Raw genomic sequence first — 18,562 nt, 5'->3', positions numbered from 1 at the left:
AAATGACATAAAAAAGCCCGATGATAGCTGCAATCACCGGGCTTTTAGTCACTAAAACCTTAGCGAGTCAATGATTTGAACTGACGCGTCGTTTCGGTGAGTGCCACCTCGGTCGGAAGGCGCTCCATTGAGCTGGCACCGTAGAAACCGTCAACCTGCGGGCAGTTCTGCATGATGTATTCTGCATCCTGTGGAGAAGAAATCGGTCCGCCGTGGCACAGCACAATCACGTCTTCGCGCACGCCTTTCGCCGCTTTGGCCCAGTCATTAATCAGCGGTACGCAGTCTTCGAGTTTCAACGCGGTGCCCGCGCCGATATTGCCACCGGTGGTTAACCCCATGTGCGGCACGATGATATCAGCACCGGCTTCGGTCATGGCGATGGCGTCCGCCGCGCTAAATACGTAAGGCGTGGTCAGCATGTCTTTTTGGTGAGCGAGGCGGATCATGTCCACTTCCAGTCCGTATCCCATGCCGGTCTCTTCCAGGTTCGCGCGGAAGTTGCCGTCAATCAGGCCGACAGTGGGGAAATTTTGCACACCGGCAAAGCCAAGGGCTTTCAAATCATCGAGGAATTTGTCGAACTGGCAGAAAGGGTCTGTGCCGTTGACACCGGCCAGAACTGGCGTGTGTTTTACCACCGGGATCACTTCCTTCGCCATATCCACCACAATCTCGTTGGCGTTGCCATAGGCCAGTAAGCCTGCCAAAGAGCCGCGCCCGGCCATGCGATAACGCCCAGAGTTGTAGATCACAATCAGGTCAATGCCACCCGCTTCTTCGCATTTTGCCGAAAGGCCGGTTCCCGCGCCGCCGCCAATGATAGGTTCGCGACGCGCGATCATTTCGCGGAATTTTGCCAGTAGCGCCTGTCGTTCAAATTTAGCCATGATGGTTTTCCCTTAATGTTGAGCAATATCTTTAAAAAGTCCTACTGCCGTTTCTGCAAACTCTGGATCATTGATGTTGCAGTTGAGCCTAATTACACGCCGCTTCGCGGTCTGTTTTACGGTGTTTTCCAAGGTGTTAGCAAAAGCATTCAACGCATCGGGGTTCCAGAAGGGTTGCCCGACTGCATCTAGAGCGGAAAAACCGCCCTCTGGTATCAGGAAACGCACTTCGCCTTCGCAGGCGTTGAGCTTTTCCCCGATCCATCTCGCCATTTCGGCGTTTTCTTCCGGCGTGGTGCGCATCAGCGTCACCTGCGCGTTATGTTCATAAAACTGGCGGTCGGCATACTTGGCCGGGACCGTGGAAATATGCCCAAAATTGACCATATCCAAGGCGCCACACGATCCCACGAAGGGGATTTCAGTCTGGGCGATGGCGTCGAAACGCTCCGGGCCGCAGGCCAGTACGCCGTCGAACAGCAGGTCGCACACTTCCGTGGTCGTTAAATCCAGCACGCCGGATAGCAACCCGCTGGAGACTAATTTCTCCATCGCTTTACCGCCGCTGCCTGTCGCGTGAAACACCAGACAGTCGAATTCGCTCTCTAGCAATTCGTTGGCGCTATTAATGCACGGCGTGGTGACGCCAAACATGGTGAGGCCAACCGCCGGTTTGTCATCCTGGCTTTCTGGGTGAGAAAACAGTACCGCGCCGGCTATTTGGTGCGCGGCGTTAGCCAGCACTTTACGCGAAATGCGATTCAAACCCGCGACGTCAGTCACAGAGTAGAGCAGGGATATATCGCTCGCGCCGATATACGCCGAGACATCGCCAGAAGCCATGGTCGACACCATCAACTTCGGCACGCCAACGGGCAGAGCCTGCATCGCCGGGGTGATTAATGCCGTGCCCCCAGAGCCACCTAGGCCCAACAAGCCCGCCACATCAGTCCGTGAGGCGATAAAGACTTCGAACGCCTGCGCCATGGCGCTGATGGCTTTGCCGCGATCGCCACAGAAAACCGCATCGATGCCCTGAGGATGAAACGCAGCGACGGCGGCGGCACTGATATCAGCCTGACCGTCATGGGTTTTGTGCTTTGTCGATAAATCGACCGTGACCACGTTAACCCCCGTCGCGCGGATTAAATCCGCCACAAAAGCCTGTTCCCGGCCTTTGGTATCGGTGGTGGTAGCAACATAAACATTGGCTTGTTTTGCGTTCATCAGGACATCCTTTTTTGATTAATATCCCCGCATAATGAGACGCAAGTCTCACTAGAGCAAGGTCATCATACACATTTGAGACTCGAGTCTCATAAAATTTACATTTCGGTGATTTTGCTTTTCCAGCAGGCATTTTTTGTTAAAGTTGCGTCATTAGACTCCTAGGTGGAAACCCTATCTTGACTCCTATTCATACGCCGGTAGCCCTGACCGAAGCCCAGACCCGCACCCAGCAGAAGCTGGTGGCCGCGGCCATGCGTCTGGCAGAAAGTGGAGCATTACCTACGCTAACCGAAGTGGCCGCCAGTGCCGGATTCTCCCGCGCGACGGCGTATCGCTACTTTCCCACGCAGAGTGCGCTGGTCGCCGCCATGGTGGAAGAAAGCCTGCGGCCAATCATCGAGTGGGATCCGCAGCATGCCCACGCCGGTGAACGTATCGCCGAGTTACTGAGTTTTGCGTACCCACGAATGCTAGAACATGAAGGCGTTTTACGCGCGGCTTTACAGTTATCTCTGCAACAATGGTCAGAAAAGCGTCGCGATCCCGATACCCAAGAGACGCTGGTACGCGGCAACCGCAAAAAGATTTTGAAAAGGGTGCTCGCCCCCCTGGAAGACAGGCTTTCGCCAGCAGCGTTACAGCGCACCATGCACGCTTTTTCGCTAATTTACGGCTCGGAAGTGTTTATGGTGATGAAAGATATCTGGCACGTCGGTGACGGCGAAATTCAAGATCTCACCCAGTGGATGGCCAAGGCTATTTTGCGGCAGGCTGAGGAAGATGCGCGGCTGGAGGAGTGAGAGGGCCTTAGGTGCCCGCACTGCGCGGGCATTTTGCGATTAGTTGAGGTGGTAGCTGAGACTAACCGTGATCTGCTGCCCCCCGTCTTCATAGCTCGCTTCGTTACTGAGCGAGAACACCTTGCCGCTGTAAGCGACGACAACCCGATTATCCGCCTCGCGACGAATCTCAGAGATAGTTCCCGTGCCCGAGAGAAAGGGAACACCCTCAGCCAGATGTTTCACTATTTCGTGTTCACTACCATTCAGTTCACCTGCTAAATAGAAGTGATATTGCGTAGGAACCGTTGCGCCACCGCTTTGACTTTTCGTCACGTACAACCACATACGGTCGCTGACTTTTGAGGCACGCTGCAATAAATCCTCTTCTCGGTTATCCGTGCTTGAGACATTCAAAAATAACCCCATCAGTACAACCAAAATCCCCGCAATGACAATCCATGGCAGCCATTTAGTACCCATTTTGAATGGCATATTCTATTCCCCATTTAATGTTACGTTGATCGGTAGGGTCATCACCATACGGGGGTTTTTGGGTCCATTTTCCCCATTCTGGTTTTGATGTACCGGCCCGCTGTTGCGCAAAACCAGCTCCCATTAACAGCGTTTTTTCCGGAATGCCGGCAGCAAAACCCGCCGCTCCAAAGTTGAAATTTCCGAAGTCCTGCCAGTAAGGATTATATTGTTTGTAGTCCCAAGGACCGCGGCCTCTGACCTTTTGATAAAACCAATAATACGTGCTTGCAGTTGCTGCGTTTCTTGATGTTCCGCGTTGTCTCGCTTCCCGCATATTGTTTATGACAACTATCGAACCTGGTCCTGATAATGGAACTGATGCCATAATAACTCCCTGTTATTTTGTAGTTTTAAGCAGATCATACCAGCATCATTTGAGCCAAAAAATCCGAAAATGAAATACCGTTTTGTTGATGCAGGGACATTCACAATCCAAGAAAATGGGAAGTTGCATGAAACCTGAGAGCATGGCTCTCAGTTCCATAATGGCATGGGGAAGGGAGTTACTTCTTATTCTGCTCGGTGAATCGGCGGAAGACTTCGAGGGTTTCATCGCTGACGTGGTGCTCAACGCCTTCGGCGTCGAGGCGGGCGGTTTCCGGGCTGATGCCTAACGCGATAAAGAAGGCTTCAACTACGTTGTGGCGCTCGCGGTTTTCCGCCGCCAGTTTCTCGCCCTCTGGCGTCAGAAAAGTCCCGCGATAGGGAAGTTGACGCACCAATCCCGCACTGGCCAAGCGCTTGAGGGTTTTTGCCACTGTAGGTTGAGATACGCCTAAACGGGCTGCCAAGTCGACCTGTCTGGCCTCGCCAAACTCACGAATCAAATCCGAAATCAGCTCGACATAGTCGTCCATCAGTTCGCGGCGATGCGCTTCTCGCACTTGTAAAAAACCCTGAGCGTGCTCTTCAACATCCAGTAAAGGATTCACCTTCTTTTCATTCACAACGCTTGCCTCTTTCTTGCTCAACGGTTTTTTACCGCCGCCATTTACGGCGACAGGGATTGATATTGTAAACCAAGCTGGCGCTAGCACCAATTTTTGCAAACTTTGCATTGGCTAAGGAGTATAGCCTATGCTATATCTGTGTAATAAAACGTCGCCACGCTGCAAAAGAGCACACAGGAGAAATTTCATGGAGAGAAAACAAAGTGTTTGGAAACTGTTCAGCCTTACCCCGTTTCAGTTACGGCTGATGCTCATCGGCATGCTGGTCGCACTGCTGGGTGGCAATGCGCAGGCTGCTGATAAAGAAAAGAAAAAATTCAAAGTCGTCACGACATTCACCGTGATTCAGGATATCGCGCAGAACGTCGCGGGCGACGCCGCCACGGTTGAATCCATCACCAAGCCGGGGGCGGAAATCCATGATTACCAGCCGACGCCGCGTGACATCGTCAAAACCCAATCCGCCGATCTGATTTTGTGGAATGGCTTTAATCTTGAGCGTTGGTTCGGGCGTTTCTTCGAAAATATCAAAAATGTGCCCTCCGCGACGGTCACTGACGGCATTACGCCGCTGCCGATCCAAGAGGGGCCTTACCTTGGCAATCCCAATCCTCACGCCTGGATGTCGTCCAAAAATGCCTTGGTGTATGTCGAGAATATTCGCGCCGCTCTGGTGAAGTACGATCCGGCCAATGCCGAGGTGTATGACAAAAATGCTAAAGATTATTCAGAGAAAATTAGCCAATTAGATGCTCCACTGCGTGCCCGACTGGCGAAAATCCCGGCCGAGCAGCGTTGGTTAGTCACCAGTGAAGGGGCTTTTAGCTATATGGCGAAGGATTACGGTTTGCAGGAAGCCTACCTTTGGCCTATTAACGCCGAAGAGCAGGGCACGCCGCAGCAGGTCAAAAAGATGATTGATTTGGTGCGCGAGAAACATATTCCGGTAGTGTTTAGTGAAAGCACCATTTCAGATAAGCCCGCCAGACAGGTGAGCAAGGAGACCGGCGCGGCCTATGGCGGCGTGCTGTATGTCGATTCACTGTCGACAGCCGAAGGTCCGGTGCCAACCTATATTGATTTGCTGAAAGTCACCGTCGGGACAGTGGCAAAAGGGTTTGGCCAATGACAGCAGAAACTTTAGAACTCAATGTAGAAAACGTCAGTGTGACCTATAACAATGGCCACACGGCGATTGAAGATGCCAGTTTCCGGCTGGAAGGAGGCTCGATTTGCGCCTTGCTGGGGGTAAATGGCAGCGGCAAGTCGACGCTGTTCAAAACCATTATGGGCATTGTTCGCCCGACCACCGGCAGCGTGTCGCTTAACAAAATGGACGTTGCCAAGTCTTTGCGCCAGAACCTTATCGCCTACGTGCCGCAGTCAGAAGACGTCGACTGGAACTTCCCGGTGCTGGTGCGTGACGTGGTGATGATGGGGCGCTACGGCAAAATGTCCTTCTTGCGCATTCCTTCTAAAGAGGACAAGAAGCAAGTTGCTTCAGCCTTGGCGCGGGTCGGCCTGACCGATCTTGCTCAGCGTCAAATCGGCGAGCTGTCCGGCGGGCAGAAGAAACGGGTATTTTTGGCCCGCGCGCTGGCGCAGCAGGGCAGCGTGATGCTGCTGGATGAGCCTTTTACCGGCGTCGACATCAAAACTGAAAATGCCATTGTTGACCTGCTCAGGCAGCTGCGCGATGAGGGACACCTGATTCTGGTATCGACCCACAACATCGCCAGCGTGCCGGATTTCTGCGACCGCGTGGTGCTGATCAACCGAACGGTGATCGCCAAAGGGCCGCTGGAAACCACCTTTACCCACGCCAATTTAGAGCACGCCTTTGGCGGCGCAATGCGCAATATTGACTATCTGGCGAAAGAACGCGTGGCCGAGCGCCCATCGCCAGTGAGGCTGGTGCAATGATCGAGCTACTGCTACAACCTTTCCACTATAACTACATGGTGAAAGCCATTTGGGTAAGCGCCGGGGTCGGCGCGGTGTGTGCGTTTCTTTCGGCTTACTTAATGTTGAAAGGCTGGTCACTGATGGGCGACGCGCTGTCGCACTCCGTGGTTCCGGGTGTCGCCGGGGCTTACGCATTGGGCTTTCCCTATGCCATTGGGGCTTTCGGCACCGGCATTCTGGCCGCGCTCTCCATGACCCTGCTGCGCCATTACACCCGGCTGCGTGAAGATGCCATCATCGGCTTTGTCTTCTCCTCCTTCTTCGCGCTGGGCCTGCTTTTGGTATCACTGAATCCCACCTCGGTGAACGTGCAGTCCATCCTTTTTGGCAATATTTTGGGCATCGACGACGCCGATATTTTGCAGGTGCAAATCATCGTCGGCGTTTCGCTGCTGGTGCTGTGTGTTATCTGGCGCGACCTGCTTGCCGTATTTTTTGATGAAGCCCATGCCCGCTCAGTCGGTTTATCGCCCCTGTGGCTGAAAGTGATTTTCTTCACCCTGTTCAGCGCCTGCAGCGTGGCGGCGCTGCAAACCGTCGGGGCGATTTTGGTGATCGCCATGGTGATCACACCCGGTGCGACGGCCTACTTGTTGACCGACAGGTTCTCCCACCTTTTGCTGTTATCCGTCGCCATCGGTGCCGTCACTAGCGCGGTCGGAGCCTGGCTCAGTTACTACCTCGATGGTGCCACCGGCGGGGTGATTGTGTGCCTTCAGACCAGCGTCTTCCTGCTGGCCTTCATCTTCGCGCCTAAGCACGGCTGGTTGGCGAATCACTTTCGTATCAGAGCTAAGGCGCAGCACAAGGAGAGTGCCTCATGACCTCATGGTTTGACCTGGTGATGGAGCCGATGGGCTTCGTCTTTATGCAGCGCGCCCTGTTGACCGCCATGGCGACCAGCATCGTGTGCGCTATCTTCTCCTGCTTTCTGGTCTTGAAAGGCTGGTCATTGATGGGAGATGCCATCTCGCACGCGGTGCTGCCCGGCGTGGTGTTGGCGTTTCTGGCGGGCATTCCACTGGTGATTGGCGCTTTTGTTTCCGGCTTATTCTGCGCCGTGGCGACGGGCTACATCAAAGAGCATTGCCGCGTGAAAGAAGATTCGGTGATGGGCATTGTTTTCTCAGGCATGTTTGCAGCGGGACTGGTGCTGTTCTCCCGCGTTAACACTGAACAGCATTTAAGCCACATACTTTTTGGCAACGTGCTCGGCGTGACTGACAGCGAAATGCTGCAAACGCTGGTGATTGCTGGCGGCGTAACGCTGGCTATTCTGGTGAAATTTAAAGATCTGACGCTGTTCTGCTTCGACCCAGTACAAGCCAAGGTGATAGGCCTGCCGGTGCGTTTCTACCACTACGCGCTGCTCTGTTTGCTGGCATTAACCATTGTCGCCGCTTTGCAGGCGGTGGGGGTTGTGCTGGTGGTTGCCATGCTGATCACGCCGGGGATCACAGCTTTTCTGTTGTGCAAAACGCTGCCTAAAATGCTGCTGGTTGCTGTGACAACGTCACTGATTGCCGCCATTGCCGGGACTTTCATCAGTTTTTATATTGATGCCGCGACTGGCCCGGCCATCGTTTTGGTGCAGGCAACCCTCTTTTTACTGGCACTGGCAGGCTATTTATTACGTAAAATCCCCACCCGCCGCGCTGAAAAGATCGCCTGAAAAGTAAGATTTTTGCCATACTGACGGCAGAGTCCCTTTTCAGGAGTGTTCATGGAAATCATTAAATCAGGTCATGCCGATGTGCAGGAGATCCTGCACATTCTGAGCGAATCCAAGGGTGAGAACCTCTCTTCCGAGCAGCGAGCTAACGAGGGATTTACTCAGGGCAATATGGACGAGTCCTTGCTGAAAACCTTTCAGGACGGCGTCGGCGTTTTTGTTTGCAAAGAGCAGGTTGACGGACAGCCGGTGATTGCGGGGGTAGCAATGACTTCGCTCGGTAAGCTGGCCAAGCACGGGGTGGCGCAGGCGACTTACAACGCCGTGGTCAGTAACGGCAAGGTTCCGGCCGATCAGATTTTCCTCTACGGGCCAGTGAGCGTGCGGCGGGAATTTCGCGGCAAAGGGATATTGACCCAGCTCCTCATCCATATCTGCGAAAACCTACAAAATCGTTTCGCGCTTGGCGTGGCTTTTGTCGATAAAGAGAATCAGAAGTCGCTGGCTATCCATCGCCATTATCCGATGACTGAATTTGATACCATCAGCATGAACCGCCGCGAGTATGTTATTTTCACTTTTGAGCCGCGCCGCGTCCTCTCCTTTTATAAAAATCGCTAAATCCTCATAGTCATCACGCAGATATAGAAAGCAGAAATCGTCATTTTATTTCTGCTTCATTCCATTGTTAACTGGTTTCAACGAAGAGCGACGCAAAACGCATTTCTCTTTCAGAAATTTATTTAGCAAGGGGCCGACATCATGACGCAGAAAAACTCGTTTTCTTCATCAACAACCTTTTGGCAACGCGTTAAAGATAAATGTTTAACCGCATTTCTCACTGAACCTTCACAGGACAGCACGCGCATGATGGAAGCCTTAATCCCTACAGGAAGCTTATATGGTATCGAAATGGGCAGTTTTTCAATGGAAAGAGTTGACCCAGCCTGGTATCGCACAAAATAGCTTTTACCGGCATAGGGTACGCTTTAGTTACTGGAATGAGCTGTGCATCACCCATCAGCTGTAATTCCTGATCTTTCTCCTGGTAGTCCGAGTAGTAGTGCAGTAAATGTTCAACACTTTTAGCCTTAGTTCTCTCTGACCTCGTCGTAAATGTGATTTTTCTCTCAATTGTGGAGCCCGTAACTGATATCAGTTATGGGTTTTTTTATTGCCTAAATTTTGACACATTTAACCGCTAATTCCCGCCTTTGTCTTTTTACGCCGCAAATTAATATATATTTAGAATATTCAAATTAAATACATTCACCAAACAAATAATTAAAGCCAAAAGAAATAGTTAGCAATAAATAATAAATCTATTTATAGAAAATTAATTAATACCAAGGGGAACTCTGTCGTTATTATTAGAAGGAAATATAATATATACAAATTTATTATATTGAATATAAAAAAATTCATTTGAATGATAAAAGGAATGAGATCATGAAATTAAAAGCATTGGCACTATTGGTCCCAGCATTACTGATTACAAACGCTGCACATTCGGCTGAAGTTTATAACAAAGATGGCAACAAATTAGACCTGTACGGCAAAGTTGATGGTCTGCACTATTTTTCTGACGATGCGTCAAAAGACGGCGACCAGTCTTATGCCCGTTTCGGCTTCAAAGGTGAAACCCAGATCTCTGATCAACTCTCAGGCTACGGCCAGTGGGAATATAACGTTCAGGCGAACAATACTGAAAGCAGTGGCTCTTCTAAAAACGCCACGCGTCTCGGCTTCGCGGGCCTGAAATTCGGTGACTACGGCTCATTTGACTACGGCCGTAACTATGGCGTGGTGTACGACGTTGAATCCTGGACGGATATGCTGCCTGAGTTCGGCGGCGACACCTATACCACTGCGGATAACTTCATGGTTGGCCGTACTAACGGCGTGGCAACCTACCGTAATAACGGCTTCTTCGGTCTGGTTGAAGGCCTGAACTTCGCGCTGCAATACCAAGGCGCAAACGACGGCACTAACAATGGCGAAGGCACGAACAACAGCCGTGACGTGCGCCACCAGAATGGTGATGGCTACGGTATGTCCACCAGCTATGACTTTGGTATGGGTATCAGCGCGGGTGCGGCATTTGCCTCTTCCGACCGTACTAATGACCAAACCAATGGCGGCACCACTGCTAAAGGCGACAAAGCAGACGTCTGGACCGTGGGCCTGAAATACGATGCCAACAGCCTGTATCTGGCAACCATGTATTCTGAAACCCGTAACATGACCATGTACGGTGGCGGTAAAACCACTCTGGCAAACGGCACCACCCAAGACAATGACGGCAACGTCGCCAACAAAACGCAGAACTTTGAAGCCACTGCACAATACCAGTTCGATTTCGGTCTGCGCCCTGAGGTCTCTTACCTGCAATCTAAAGGTAAGGACCTGAACACTAACACCACCAATGTCGACAACGATAAAGATCTGGTGAAATACGTGTCAGTGGGTACCACTTACAACTTCAATAAAAATATGTCGACCTATGTTGATTACAAAATCAACCTGCTGGATGACTCCGACAGCTTCTACAAAGACAACGGCATCTCAACGGACGACGTGGTCGCCGTGGGTCTGGTTTATCAGTTCTAAACCTCAGCCTGAAAACGCGTTACCCCAAGCCCGCCGCCATGGCGGGCTTTTTTATGTCCAACGTTTAGTTTTGCTCAGACACCAACACAGCCAGCGTATCCGGTACCAGCGCGCGGAAAATATGCTCCTGATCTGCCGGATAGCTGATGTAATCCCCCGCGTTTAGCACATAGGGCTCCTCCGTCAGCCCGACCAACGCCTGACCCTGAGTGACAATAATGTGCTCCACCGATCCCGGCGAATGGGGTTTTGATACGCGATCGGCGCCCGGCTCGGCGCTCAGCAGATAGATATCCCGTCGCGATCCCGGCGGGCAGGTTGCCAGCAGCACGGCCTTATAATTGGCTAATTCGGCAATGACCGCAGGGCCTTCGCCGCGTCGAATCAGCTGCGACTTGTTGACCTGCGGCTCCATCAGGCGCGCAAAGGGGATCTCCAGCGCGACGCATAGCGCCCACAGGGTTTCAATGCTGGGGTTGCCATTGGCCGCCTCGAGTTGCGAGAGGGTAGATTTGGCAATTCCCGCGCGTCTGGCGACTTCCGCCAGTGATAAGCCTGTGCGCTGGCGCTCCCTGACCAGAGAGCTGGCAATAATGTCGATGGGTTGGATCATAGATTTAGCCTAAATAAAGATAGCGATAACCGTTATAACGAACAATCGTTCGACTTGTAAAACGATTTTAATGTGTTCATTATAACAGCCTGTTTGTTCGTTATGAGATTGAAAAATGCATTTTCATCAATTTTCTGCACTGAAATCGGGGACCATTAAGGCCATCATTCTGGTCTGTCTGGCTGATGGTATTGTCGGCATATCCTACGGCTCGCTGGCAACCGGCGTTGGCTTCCCTTTTTGGGTGCCGATGGCGCTCTCCGTTTTCGTGCTGGCCGGGGCCTCTGAGTTTCTCTTTATCGGTATTGTCTCGAGTGGCGGAAGCCCGTTCGCCGCCGCAGCAGCAGGTTTATTGGTGAATGCGCGCCATCTGCCGTTTGGTATTGCGGTGAAAGATTTGGTCGGCACTAAATCCAAGAGCCTGCTGGGCTGCCACATCGTCAATGATGAAAGTGTAGTATTCGGCGTGTCTCAGCCAACCAAGGAAGAGTGCAAAGCTGCCTTTTGGCTGTGCGGCTTGGGCATTGCCCTCTGCTGGCCGCTGGGGGTGATTATCGGCGGCTCGATTGGGCAAATTATCCCGGATCCGCAGGCTATCGGCCTTGATGCCGTTTTCCCAGCCATCTTGCTGGCGTTGACCCTTCCAGCGCTGAAAAATGCCAAAACCATCGTCTCCGCCTGCTCGGGCGCGCTGATTTCACTCGCGGCAGTGCCTTTTGTGCCTGTCGGTATGCCGGTGCTGTTTTCCCTGCTCGGATTGGCTATCAGGAAGAAAAAATCATGAATCAACACACATTGATCATTTGTGGCATCGCGCTTTTGGCCGTGGGCACCTATGCATTTCGCTTTGTCGGCTTCAAGCTCGGATCGCGGATGACCTTCACCGACAATACTCGCGCACTGATTGCCGACGCCGCGACCACGCTTTTGCTCTCAGTGGCGGTGATTGCCACGCTGCTGGAAGGTGAACACTTCGCCGGGTTGGCGCGTCTGCTGGGAGTAGGGGTGGCGGCGGTGCTGGCGTGGCGAAAAGTGCCGCTGATTGCGGTGATCCTCTCCGCCGCCGCGGTCACCGCACTGGCCCGCTGGCTGGGTTTACCTTGAATTTCTGCTCTGAGGGAGCATAAATTTATCGCAGCCCGGATTTAGCGGTTTTCATTCCGGCCGAAATAAAACACAATACTCGTCACAAAAAATGACATTTCTCGCCGTCATTAAACAAGCAGTTAACCCATCACTTACAAGCCAACATCTCAATGCAATCACATAACGTTTCGCGCAAAACCGAGTGGCTACGCGTCATCATGCTAGCTATCGCCGCGTTTATTTTTAATACCACCGAATTCGTCCCCGTCGGCCTGTTATCAGACATCGCCAGCTCTTTCTCTATGGAAACCGCGCAGGTCGGCCTGATGCTGACCATTTACGCCTGGGTGGTCGCCCTGATGTCGCTGCCGCTGATGCTGCTGACCCGCAACGTCGAGCGCCGCCTGCTGCTGATGGCGGTGTTTGGCCTGTTTATCCTCAGCCACGTGCTGTCGGTGGTGGCCTGGGACTTCGGCTCGCTGGTGGTATCGCGCATTGGGATTGCACTGGCGCACGCGATTTTCTGGTCAATAACTTCATCGCTGGCCATTCGCGTCGCCCCGGCGGGCAAGAAAACGCAGGCTCTGAGTATGCTGGCGACCGGCACCGCGCTGGCGATGGTGCTCGGCCTGCCGCTCGGGCGGGTGATTGGTCAATATCTTGGCTGGCGCATTACCTTTGGGGTGATTGGCGTCGTGGCGCTGATCACCTTAATCAGCCTGAGTCGCCTGCTGCCGAAACTGCCAAGCGAACACAGCGGCTCTCTGAGCAGCGTGCCGATGCTGTTCAAACGACCGGCGCTGGTGTCGATGTACCTGCTGATCGCGCTGATCGTCACTTCGCACTACACGGCGTACAGCTACATTGAGCCGTTCGTGCAGAATGTCGCTAAAATGAGTGAAGATTTCACTACCTTCTTACTGCTGATTTTCGGCGGAGCAGGCATTTTGGGCAGTGCGCTATTTAGCGTGATGGGCAGCAAATTCCCGACGGCGTTCTTTGTCGGCGCTATCACTATCATCGCGGTTTCAATGCTGTTGCTGCTGGTCTCCTCGACCAGTGCTTTCAGCATCTCTGCGCTGACCGTTTTGTGGGGCATTGGGATGATGGCTATCGCGCTGGCGATGCAAATTCGCGTGCTGGCGCTGGCGCCGGATGCCACCGACGTCGCCATGTCGCTGTTCTCAGGGATTTTCAATCTGGGGATTGGCGCGGGTGCACTGCTGGGCAATCAGGTGATTATGCATCTTGAACTGTCGGACGTGGGCTATGTCGGCGGGGCGATGGGCTGCATTTCACTGGCATGGTGCCTGTTTATCCTGCGCCGCTACCCCCAACTGCGGACCGTATGATCGGCCTCGCTTTTGCTTCTTAGCTCGCAAATAACCATCAAAGAAACATATCATTAACAGTACCGACCCATGTCGGTACTATACTCCCAACATTAGCCGGTGTTTCCGGTCCTTTTACTTTGCGAATCACTCATCTATGCATGCACAAAAGAAGCAGCCGTTGCCTGCCGTCACGCTGGCGGCCATCGGCGTAGTGTACGGTGATATTGGTACCAGTCCGCTCTATACCTTGCGCGAATGTCTGACCGGCCAGGCTGGGATCACCATGACCCAAGGATCTATTTTCGGCTTTTTGTCGCTGATTTTCTGGCTGCTGATGCTGGTGGTATCATTCAAATATATCGGCTACGTGATGCGTGCCGATAACGGCGGCGAAGGGGGGATTTTGACCCTGATGTCGCTGGCGGTGCGCGATATCAACCCGCGCTGGTACGCCACCGTGGTGTTCCTCGGGCTGGTTGGCGGCAGTTTCTTCTATGGCGATGGGGTGATCACGCCAGCCATTTCGGTGCTTTCGGCCATTGAAGGGCTGGAGATCATCGCGCCTTCGCTAGATAAATTTATCATCCCCATCTCCATTGCCGTGCTGACCCTGCTGTTTGTTATCCAGAAGAAGGGCACGGGCAGCGTCGGTAAGCTGTTCGCGCCGGTGATGGTGCTGTGGTTTGTCTCGCTGGGCGTGATGGGCATTGGCGGCATCTTGTATAATCCGGGCGTGCTGCAAGCCTTGAATCCTTACTGGGCGCTGCACTTCTTTATTGAATTCAAAGGCATTTCCTTCTTCGCGCTGGGCATGGTGGTGCTGGCCGTGACCGGGGCCGAGGCGCTGTATGCCGACATGGGCCACTTCGGTAAAAAGCCTATCCGCATTGCGTGGTTCCTGCTGGTGGCGCCATCGCTGGTGCTGAACTACTTCGGGCAGGGCGCACTGTTGATGAGCAACCCGGAGGCCATCAAAAACCCTTTCTTCCTACTGGCTCCTGACTGGGCGCTGGTTCCGCTACTGATTATTGCCACTCTGGCAACGGTTATCGCCTCCCAGGCCGTCATTTCTGGCGTGTTTTCACTGACTCGTCAGGCGATGCGTTTAGGCTATCTGCCACCGATGCGCATTGTGTACACCTCCGACGTCGAATCCGGGCAAATCTATATTCCGGTGGTGAACTGGCTGCTGTACGTGGCGGTGCTGATTGTGATCATCAGCTTCAAACACTCCAGCGACTTGGCGTCGGCCTACGGCATCGTGGTGACGGGAACCATGCTGCTGACCTCCATCCTGCTGTGCATTGTGGCGATTAAAAACTGGGGCTGGAAGAAGCGCTGGGGCCTGCTGCTGCTGGCATTCCTGATGATGATTGATATCCCGCTGTTCGCCGCCAACCTCACCAAGCTGTTCTCCGGCGGCTGGCTGCCGGTGGCGCTGGGGCTGAGCATTCTGCTTGTCATGATCACCTGGCACACCGAGCGTTCGCGGCTGTTGCGCCGCCTGCGTGAAGACCCGGATGCCCTGAGCGCGCTGATCACCTCCCTCGAAAAATCCCCGCCGCGCCGCGTACCGGGCACTGCCGTGTTTATGGCCCGCGCGCCGGATGCCGTGCCTCTAGTGCTTTTGCACAATTTAAAGCACAACAAAGTGCTGCACGAGCGCATCATTTTGCTGACTATCAGCAGCGCCGATGTGCCTTATGTGCATAATCTGAAGCGCGTGACCATTGAGCACCTGTCGCCATCCTTCTGGCGCGTGGTGGCGAGCTATGGCTGGCGCGAGACGCCCAATCTGGAAGATGTGTTCTATCGTTGCGGGCAGGATGGGCTGCGCTGCACCATGAGCGACACCTCATTCTTTATGTCGCGCGACACGCTGGTATTGGACAAACGCCCATGGTATTTGCAGATCCGCGGCAAGCTGTTCCAAGTGTTACAGCGTAACGCGCTGCGGGCGCCGGATCAGTTCCAGCTCCCGCCTAACCGCGTTATTGAACTTGGCGCCATGGTGAAGTTTTAAGTTTTTTTATCAAGCAATCAATTATTTATGGACGATAGTCTGGCGGCGCGTTGCTGTCAGGCACGCCCCCATTATAATCGGGTGGCACGCTGCTTGGATCAGAAGCGGGGTGGTAATCAGGGGGAACCTCTGACTGCCCCGATCTTGGTTCATCGTAGCTATAAGCCACCGGCACTTTATTGCCCTTGGCGTACATACATTGGGTGTAGATAACGTCGTACTGATCTTGTAAATCGTCGCTGCTCATTCCCGCCGTATTACTGCCCATGGCGCTTCCCACCAGCAGGCCGCTGCCTGCGCCGATCAGCGCCCCCTGCCCGGCATGGCCCGATGCCGCGCCAATCAAAGCGCCCGCCGCTGCACCGACCACCGTTCCCGCTGCCGCCGTGCCAGCTGCACTGTTAGATGCCGCCTGCGCGCCGCCGCTCACGCTATTCTGCGCCGCGTTGCGACATAACATATCATCCTGCCTAAACTGCCCGTAGCTCTTGGTGCTGCCTGGTAAAACCTGAACTTCCGGCGCCGAAGGGGGCGCCACGCAGCCCGCCAGTGCCATCACCAGCGCCAGAGGGGCTAATTGATAGAGACGTTTCATGATTGATTCACTCAGGCTTAGCGCGGTGCAGAATCGCCAACCACCACTTTCATCCAGCCCTGCGCGCAGCGCTGAACGTGCGGATAGTAACCCGCTGGATTCTGGCAGTAGTAAGCGTAATTAGGGGTTTTCTCCACATAGGTTTGCGGAGGTGACGGTGTCACATAGACCACCGGAGGCGGCCCGTAATAGACCGGCGGCGGAGGCCCCCAAGGTGCGCCAATGATCACCCTCGGGCCGTACCAGCCGTGATAATAACCATGACCATAATACCCGTGGCCATAATAGCCATAGGCGTAAGAAGTTTGTGCCACCGACATCATTGCACCTGCGGCCAGCAACAGCAGCAATAGCCTTTTCATAACCACCTCGACATCCGTTTAAACCGCCCATTTATCGCCGAAAGGTTCCCGGTCGATGAGCAAGAATATACGCGCTATCCGCCGCTTTTTTACACGGCAAATCAGGTGGAATGCGCTAAGGGATCGGCAGTAATTGTGTGGAAATATTGTGAAATTTACCGAGGAGGACAAACCTCCCCGGTAGAGGCGTTTTTAGCGGAATGGCGGTTCGTTGAAGGTACGTAATTTACGCGAATGTAGCTTGTCGCCTTCCTGTCGCAGCAGGCCAATGGCGTGGATACCAATCTGTAAATGCTCGGAAATCGCCCCTTCGTAGAAGTGGTTCGCCTGCCCCGGCAGCTTAATTTCGCCGTGCAGCGGCTTGTCGGAGACACAGAGCAAAGTGCCGTAAGGCACGCGGAAGCGATAGCCCTGCGCCGCAATGGTCGCACTCTCCATATCCACAGCCACGGCGCGACTCAGGTTGAAGCGCATGGCCGAAGCAGAATAGCGCAGCTCCCAGTTACGGTCGTCGGTAGTCACCACGGTGCCGGTACGCAGGCGCTGCTTAACTTCTTCCCCCGGCATATTGCTGATGGCCTTGGTGGCGTCATACAGCGCGCGCTGCACTTCGGCAATGCTTGGAATTGGGATATCCGGCGGCAGCACGGCGTCCAGCACGTGGTCGTCGCGCAGGTAGGCGTGGGCCAGCACGTAGTCGCCAATTTGCTGGCTTTCGCGCAGACCGCCGCAGTGGCCAATCATCAGCCAGGCGTGCGGGCGCAGCACAGCCAGATGGTCGCAAATGGTTTTGGCGTTAGACGGGCCGACGCCGATATTCACCAGCGTAATGCCTTTGCCGTCGTCGGCAATCAGGTGATAGGCCGGCATCTGGTGTTTTTTCCACGCCAAGTCAGAGACCGTCTGCTCCAGATTGACGGTTTCCGCCGTGACGTAGGCCCCGCCAGCGCAGGAGAGCGCCACGTAAGGAGTGGCCGGATCGACGATTTGCGCGCAGGCCCAGCTAACAAACTCATCCACGTAACGGGTGTAGTTGGTGAACAGCACGTAAGGCTGCACGTGCTCCGCCGGGGTGCCGGTGTAGTGTTTCAAGCGCGCCAGTGAGAAGTCGGTGCGCAGCGCGTCGAAGTGCGACAGCGGGAACTCGGTGGTGGAGGTGGATAAACCGTCGGTGATCTGGTCGCCGATTTGCGACAGCTCGGTGGTCGGGAAGTGTTGCGCCAGCGCCGCGCTCATAGTGCGATCGAGGTTCAGGTCAGAGCCGTCGATAACAAACGGGAAGGGGATCTCGAGCTGGGAAGGTTTCACCACAAAACTGGCGTTATATTCGCTTTCCAGCAGGCTCAGTTGGTCCGCCAGATAGCCACGGAACAGCTCCGGGCGGGTAATGGTAGTAGTGTATTTCCCGGCGCGCGGGAAGCGGCCATAGGCGCGAGACTTAAACTGATTCTGCGCAGCCCCGTCCCAGCTAACGCTCAGCTCAGGGTAGGTGAAAAGTCCTGCCAAACGCACGTCGTTATCAGGCAGTGTACCATCGAGAATAAAGTCACCGATGGCTTTTCGCAGTGCTACTACGGCACCGTTGTACAGTGCCTCCAGCCGATCCAGCGCGTCGGTGGCGTTCAATTGGGTTGCGGAATAAGCATTATTCAAAATCGTTCCCTTATGCAGATGAGCAAGACTTAACACAAAGTATGGCATTGGTTAACAAAGGATTCTAATCCAAAGATTTTGCTAATTATAAGTAAACAATGAACTCTGGCTCGTCTTACTCATCTGGATTAGGGGCCTTATGAACCCCAATTTGGAAGATAGTTAGGGAATATCAACAGGGCTTGTGGGGCTCGCGGTCGGCTAATCGCGCAACGAGGGGCACTTTATTACCCAACCCCAGGTTGTCAGCCTCGTCCAGATTG

The 18,562-nt window shown here is 53.8% G+C and carries 21 protein-coding genes; 12 read left to right on the top strand and 9 right to left on the bottom strand.

Annotation, left to right across the window (positions count from 1 at the left end; translation table 11 throughout):
• Nucleotides 1-59 precede the first annotated feature (59 nt).
• Together V2154_RS22970 and V2154_RS22965 are read right to left on the bottom strand one after the other, a co-directional pair.
• A complete protein-coding gene (locus V2154_RS22970; protein ID WP_353504174.1) occupies nucleotides 60-890 on the bottom strand; it encodes a phosphoenolpyruvate hydrolase family protein in 831 nt (276 codons plus the stop codon).
• Between the two features lie 12 nt (nucleotides 891-902).
• On the bottom strand, nucleotides 903-2,117 hold the full coding sequence (locus tag V2154_RS22965; RefSeq protein WP_353504173.1) for a Tm-1-like ATP-binding domain-containing protein: 1,215 nt from the start codon (nucleotides 2,115-2,117) through the stop codon (nucleotides 903-905).
• Nucleotides 2,118-2,293: 176 nt separating this feature from the next.
• On the opposite strand from V2154_RS22965, the gene V2154_RS22960 reads away from it, so the two are divergent.
• Nucleotides 2,294-2,920 carry a TetR/AcrR family transcriptional regulator gene (locus V2154_RS22960; RefSeq protein ID WP_437342051.1) on the top strand — a complete coding sequence of 209 codons (627 nt, stop codon included), beginning with the start codon at nucleotides 2,294-2,296 and terminating at the stop codon, nucleotides 2,918-2,920.
• A gap of 39 nt (nucleotides 2,921-2,959) precedes the next feature.
• Here V2154_RS22960 and V2154_RS22955 read toward each other — a convergent pair whose 3' ends face one another.
• The 3 genes from V2154_RS22955 to mntR form a co-directional block, all read right to left on the bottom strand.
• Entirely contained in the window at nucleotides 2,960-3,394 is a 435-nt protein-coding gene (locus V2154_RS22955) for a hypothetical protein (protein WP_353504171.1), read from the bottom strand.
• Nucleotides 3,372-3,761, bottom strand: a complete 390-nt coding sequence (locus tag V2154_RS22950) for a polymorphic toxin type 44 domain-containing protein (protein WP_353504170.1) — start codon at nucleotides 3,759-3,761, stop codon at nucleotides 3,372-3,374. Before V2154_RS22950 ends, V2154_RS22955 begins: the two co-directional genes overlap by 23 nt.
• A 178-nt stretch (nucleotides 3,762-3,939) precedes the next feature.
• Entirely contained in the window at nucleotides 3,940-4,383 is a 444-nt protein-coding gene (gene mntR / locus V2154_RS22945; RefSeq protein WP_396132107.1) for a manganese-binding transcriptional regulator MntR, read from the bottom strand.
• Nucleotides 4,384-4,573: 190 nt separating this feature from the next.
• On the opposite strand from mntR, the gene V2154_RS22940 reads away from it, so the two are divergent.
• The 7 genes from V2154_RS22940 to ompC all read left to right on the top strand — a co-directional run bounded on the left by V2154_RS22940 (nucleotide 4,574) and on the right by ompC (nucleotide 10,633).
• Nucleotides 4,574-5,515 carry a metal ABC transporter substrate-binding protein gene (locus V2154_RS22940; RefSeq protein WP_437342047.1) on the top strand — a complete coding sequence of 314 codons (942 nt, stop codon included), beginning with the start codon at nucleotides 4,574-4,576 and terminating at the stop codon, nucleotides 5,513-5,515.
• Nucleotides 5,512-6,309: a metal ABC transporter ATP-binding protein gene (locus tag V2154_RS22935; protein ID WP_353504168.1), complete on the top strand. Its 798-nt coding sequence runs from the start codon at nucleotides 5,512-5,514 to the stop codon at nucleotides 6,307-6,309. Before V2154_RS22940 ends, V2154_RS22935 begins: the two co-directional genes overlap by 4 nt.
• Nucleotides 6,306-7,175, top strand: a complete 870-nt coding sequence (locus V2154_RS22930) for a metal ABC transporter permease (RefSeq protein ID WP_353504167.1) — start codon at nucleotides 6,306-6,308, stop codon at nucleotides 7,173-7,175. The genes V2154_RS22935 and V2154_RS22930 overlap by 4 nt, the downstream gene beginning before the upstream one ends.
• Complete coding sequence (locus V2154_RS22925) at nucleotides 7,172-8,023, top strand: metal ABC transporter permease (protein WP_353504166.1); 852 nt, start codon at nucleotides 7,172-7,174, stop codon at nucleotides 8,021-8,023. Before V2154_RS22930 ends, V2154_RS22925 begins: the two co-directional genes overlap by 4 nt.
• A gap of 51 nt (nucleotides 8,024-8,074) precedes the next feature.
• On the top strand, nucleotides 8,075-8,644 hold the full coding sequence (locus V2154_RS22920; protein ID WP_353504165.1) for a GNAT family N-acetyltransferase: 570 nt from the start codon (nucleotides 8,075-8,077) through the stop codon (nucleotides 8,642-8,644).
• Nucleotides 8,645-8,785: 141 nt separating this feature from the next.
• A complete protein-coding gene (locus V2154_RS22915) occupies nucleotides 8,786-8,989 on the top strand; it encodes a hypothetical protein (protein WP_353504164.1) in 204 nt (67 codons plus the stop codon).
• Between the two features lie 483 nt (nucleotides 8,990-9,472).
• On the top strand, nucleotides 9,473-10,633 hold the full coding sequence (gene ompC / locus V2154_RS22910) for a porin OmpC (RefSeq protein ID WP_353504163.1): 1,161 nt from the start codon (nucleotides 9,473-9,475) through the stop codon (nucleotides 10,631-10,633).
• A gap of 64 nt (nucleotides 10,634-10,697) precedes the next feature.
• Here the strand turns inward: ompC and V2154_RS22905 are convergent, their stop codons facing one another.
• Nucleotides 10,698-11,246 (bottom strand): helix-turn-helix domain-containing protein, encoded by a 549-nt coding sequence (locus V2154_RS22905; RefSeq protein WP_353504162.1) that lies wholly within the window; start codon nucleotides 11,244-11,246, stop codon nucleotides 10,698-10,700.
• A gap of 115 nt (nucleotides 11,247-11,361) precedes the next feature.
• Between V2154_RS22905 and V2154_RS22900 the strand changes: the two genes are divergently transcribed.
• The 4 genes from V2154_RS22900 to kup all read left to right on the top strand — a co-directional run bounded on the left by V2154_RS22900 (nucleotide 11,362) and on the right by kup (nucleotide 15,689).
• The gene (locus V2154_RS22900; protein WP_353504161.1) at nucleotides 11,362-12,030 is read left to right on the top strand and encodes an AzlC family ABC transporter permease; all 669 of its coding nucleotides are present in this window, start codon (nucleotides 11,362-11,364) and stop codon (nucleotides 12,028-12,030) included.
• Complete coding sequence (locus tag V2154_RS22895; protein ID WP_353504160.1) at nucleotides 12,027-12,350, top strand: AzlD domain-containing protein; 324 nt, start codon at nucleotides 12,027-12,029, stop codon at nucleotides 12,348-12,350. The genes V2154_RS22900 and V2154_RS22895 overlap by 4 nt, the downstream gene beginning before the upstream one ends.
• 152 nt (nucleotides 12,351-12,502) lie before the next feature.
• Nucleotides 12,503-13,684 carry a sugar transporter gene (locus tag V2154_RS22890; RefSeq protein WP_353504159.1) on the top strand — a complete coding sequence of 394 codons (1,182 nt, stop codon included), beginning with the start codon at nucleotides 12,503-12,505 and terminating at the stop codon, nucleotides 13,682-13,684.
• A gap of 136 nt (nucleotides 13,685-13,820) precedes the next feature.
• Nucleotides 13,821-15,689, top strand: coding sequence for a low affinity potassium transporter Kup (gene kup / locus V2154_RS22885; protein WP_353504158.1), 1,869 nt, complete (start codon nucleotides 13,821-13,823; stop codon nucleotides 15,687-15,689).
• Between the two features lie 25 nt (nucleotides 15,690-15,714).
• Here the strand turns inward: kup and V2154_RS22880 are convergent, their stop codons facing one another.
• The 3 genes from V2154_RS22880 to V2154_RS22870 form a co-directional block, all read right to left on the bottom strand.
• Nucleotides 15,715-16,284: a glycine zipper family protein gene (locus V2154_RS22880; protein WP_353504157.1), complete on the bottom strand. Its 570-nt coding sequence runs from the start codon at nucleotides 16,282-16,284 to the stop codon at nucleotides 15,715-15,717.
• 17 nt (nucleotides 16,285-16,301) lie between these two features.
• Nucleotides 16,302-16,646, bottom strand: a complete 345-nt coding sequence (locus V2154_RS22875) for a hypothetical protein (RefSeq protein ID WP_353504156.1) — start codon at nucleotides 16,644-16,646, stop codon at nucleotides 16,302-16,304.
• A 192-nt stretch (nucleotides 16,647-16,838) separates the two neighbouring features.
• Nucleotides 16,839-18,299: an AMP nucleosidase gene (locus tag V2154_RS22870; RefSeq protein ID WP_353504155.1), complete on the bottom strand. Its 1,461-nt coding sequence runs from the start codon at nucleotides 18,297-18,299 to the stop codon at nucleotides 16,839-16,841.
• Nucleotides 18,300-18,562: the final 263 nt, after the last annotated feature.

This window comes from Ewingella sp. CoE-038-23 (genome assembly GCF_040419245.1).
GTDB classification, from domain to species: domain Bacteria; phylum Pseudomonadota; class Gammaproteobacteria; order Enterobacterales; family Enterobacteriaceae; genus Ewingella; species Ewingella allii.
This window is presented reverse-complemented; position numbering and strand designations above follow the sequence as displayed.

What these genes read in the sequence shown, in the direction of transcription:
- V2154_RS22970 (WP_353504174.1), bottom strand. Translation starts at nt 890, where the DNA reads ATGGCTAAATTTGAACGACAGGCGCTACTGGCAAAATTCCGCGAAATG.
- V2154_RS22965 (WP_353504173.1), bottom strand. Translation starts at nt 2,117, where the DNA reads ATGAACGCAAAACAAGCCAATGTTTATGTTGCTACCACCACCGATACC.
- V2154_RS22955 (WP_353504171.1), bottom strand. Translation starts at nt 3,394, where the DNA reads ATGCCATTCAAAATGGGTACTAAATGGCTGCCATGGATTGTCATTGCG.
- V2154_RS22950 (WP_353504170.1), bottom strand. Translation starts at nt 3,761, where the DNA reads ATGGCATCAGTTCCATTATCAGGACCAGGTTCGATAGTTGTCATAAAC.
- V2154_RS22940 (WP_437342047.1), top strand. Translation starts at nt 4,574, where the DNA reads ATGGAGAGAAAACAAAGTGTTTGGAAACTGTTCAGCCTTACCCCGTTT.
- V2154_RS22935 (WP_353504168.1), top strand. Translation starts at nt 5,512, where the DNA reads ATGACAGCAGAAACTTTAGAACTCAATGTAGAAAACGTCAGTGTGACC.
- V2154_RS22930 (WP_353504167.1), top strand. Translation starts at nt 6,306, where the DNA reads ATGATCGAGCTACTGCTACAACCTTTCCACTATAACTACATGGTGAAA.
- V2154_RS22925 (WP_353504166.1), top strand. Translation starts at nt 7,172, where the DNA reads ATGACCTCATGGTTTGACCTGGTGATGGAGCCGATGGGCTTCGTCTTT.
- V2154_RS22920 (WP_353504165.1), top strand. Translation starts at nt 8,075, where the DNA reads ATGGAAATCATTAAATCAGGTCATGCCGATGTGCAGGAGATCCTGCAC.
- V2154_RS22915 (WP_353504164.1), top strand. Translation starts at nt 8,786, where the DNA reads ATGACGCAGAAAAACTCGTTTTCTTCATCAACAACCTTTTGGCAACGC.
- ompC (WP_353504163.1), top strand. Translation starts at nt 9,473, where the DNA reads ATGAAATTAAAAGCATTGGCACTATTGGTCCCAGCATTACTGATTACA.
- V2154_RS22905 (WP_353504162.1), bottom strand. Translation starts at nt 11,246, where the DNA reads ATGATCCAACCCATCGACATTATTGCCAGCTCTCTGGTCAGGGAGCGC.
- V2154_RS22900 (WP_353504161.1), top strand. Translation starts at nt 11,362, where the DNA reads ATGCATTTTCATCAATTTTCTGCACTGAAATCGGGGACCATTAAGGCC.
- V2154_RS22895 (WP_353504160.1), top strand. Translation starts at nt 12,027, where the DNA reads ATGAATCAACACACATTGATCATTTGTGGCATCGCGCTTTTGGCCGTG.
- V2154_RS22890 (WP_353504159.1), top strand. Translation starts at nt 12,503, where the DNA reads ATGCAATCACATAACGTTTCGCGCAAAACCGAGTGGCTACGCGTCATC.
- kup (WP_353504158.1), top strand. Translation starts at nt 13,821, where the DNA reads ATGCATGCACAAAAGAAGCAGCCGTTGCCTGCCGTCACGCTGGCGGCC.
- V2154_RS22880 (WP_353504157.1), bottom strand. Translation starts at nt 16,284, where the DNA reads ATGAAACGTCTCTATCAATTAGCCCCTCTGGCGCTGGTGATGGCACTG.
- V2154_RS22875 (WP_353504156.1), bottom strand. Translation starts at nt 16,646, where the DNA reads ATGAAAAGGCTATTGCTGCTGTTGCTGGCCGCAGGTGCAATGATGTCG.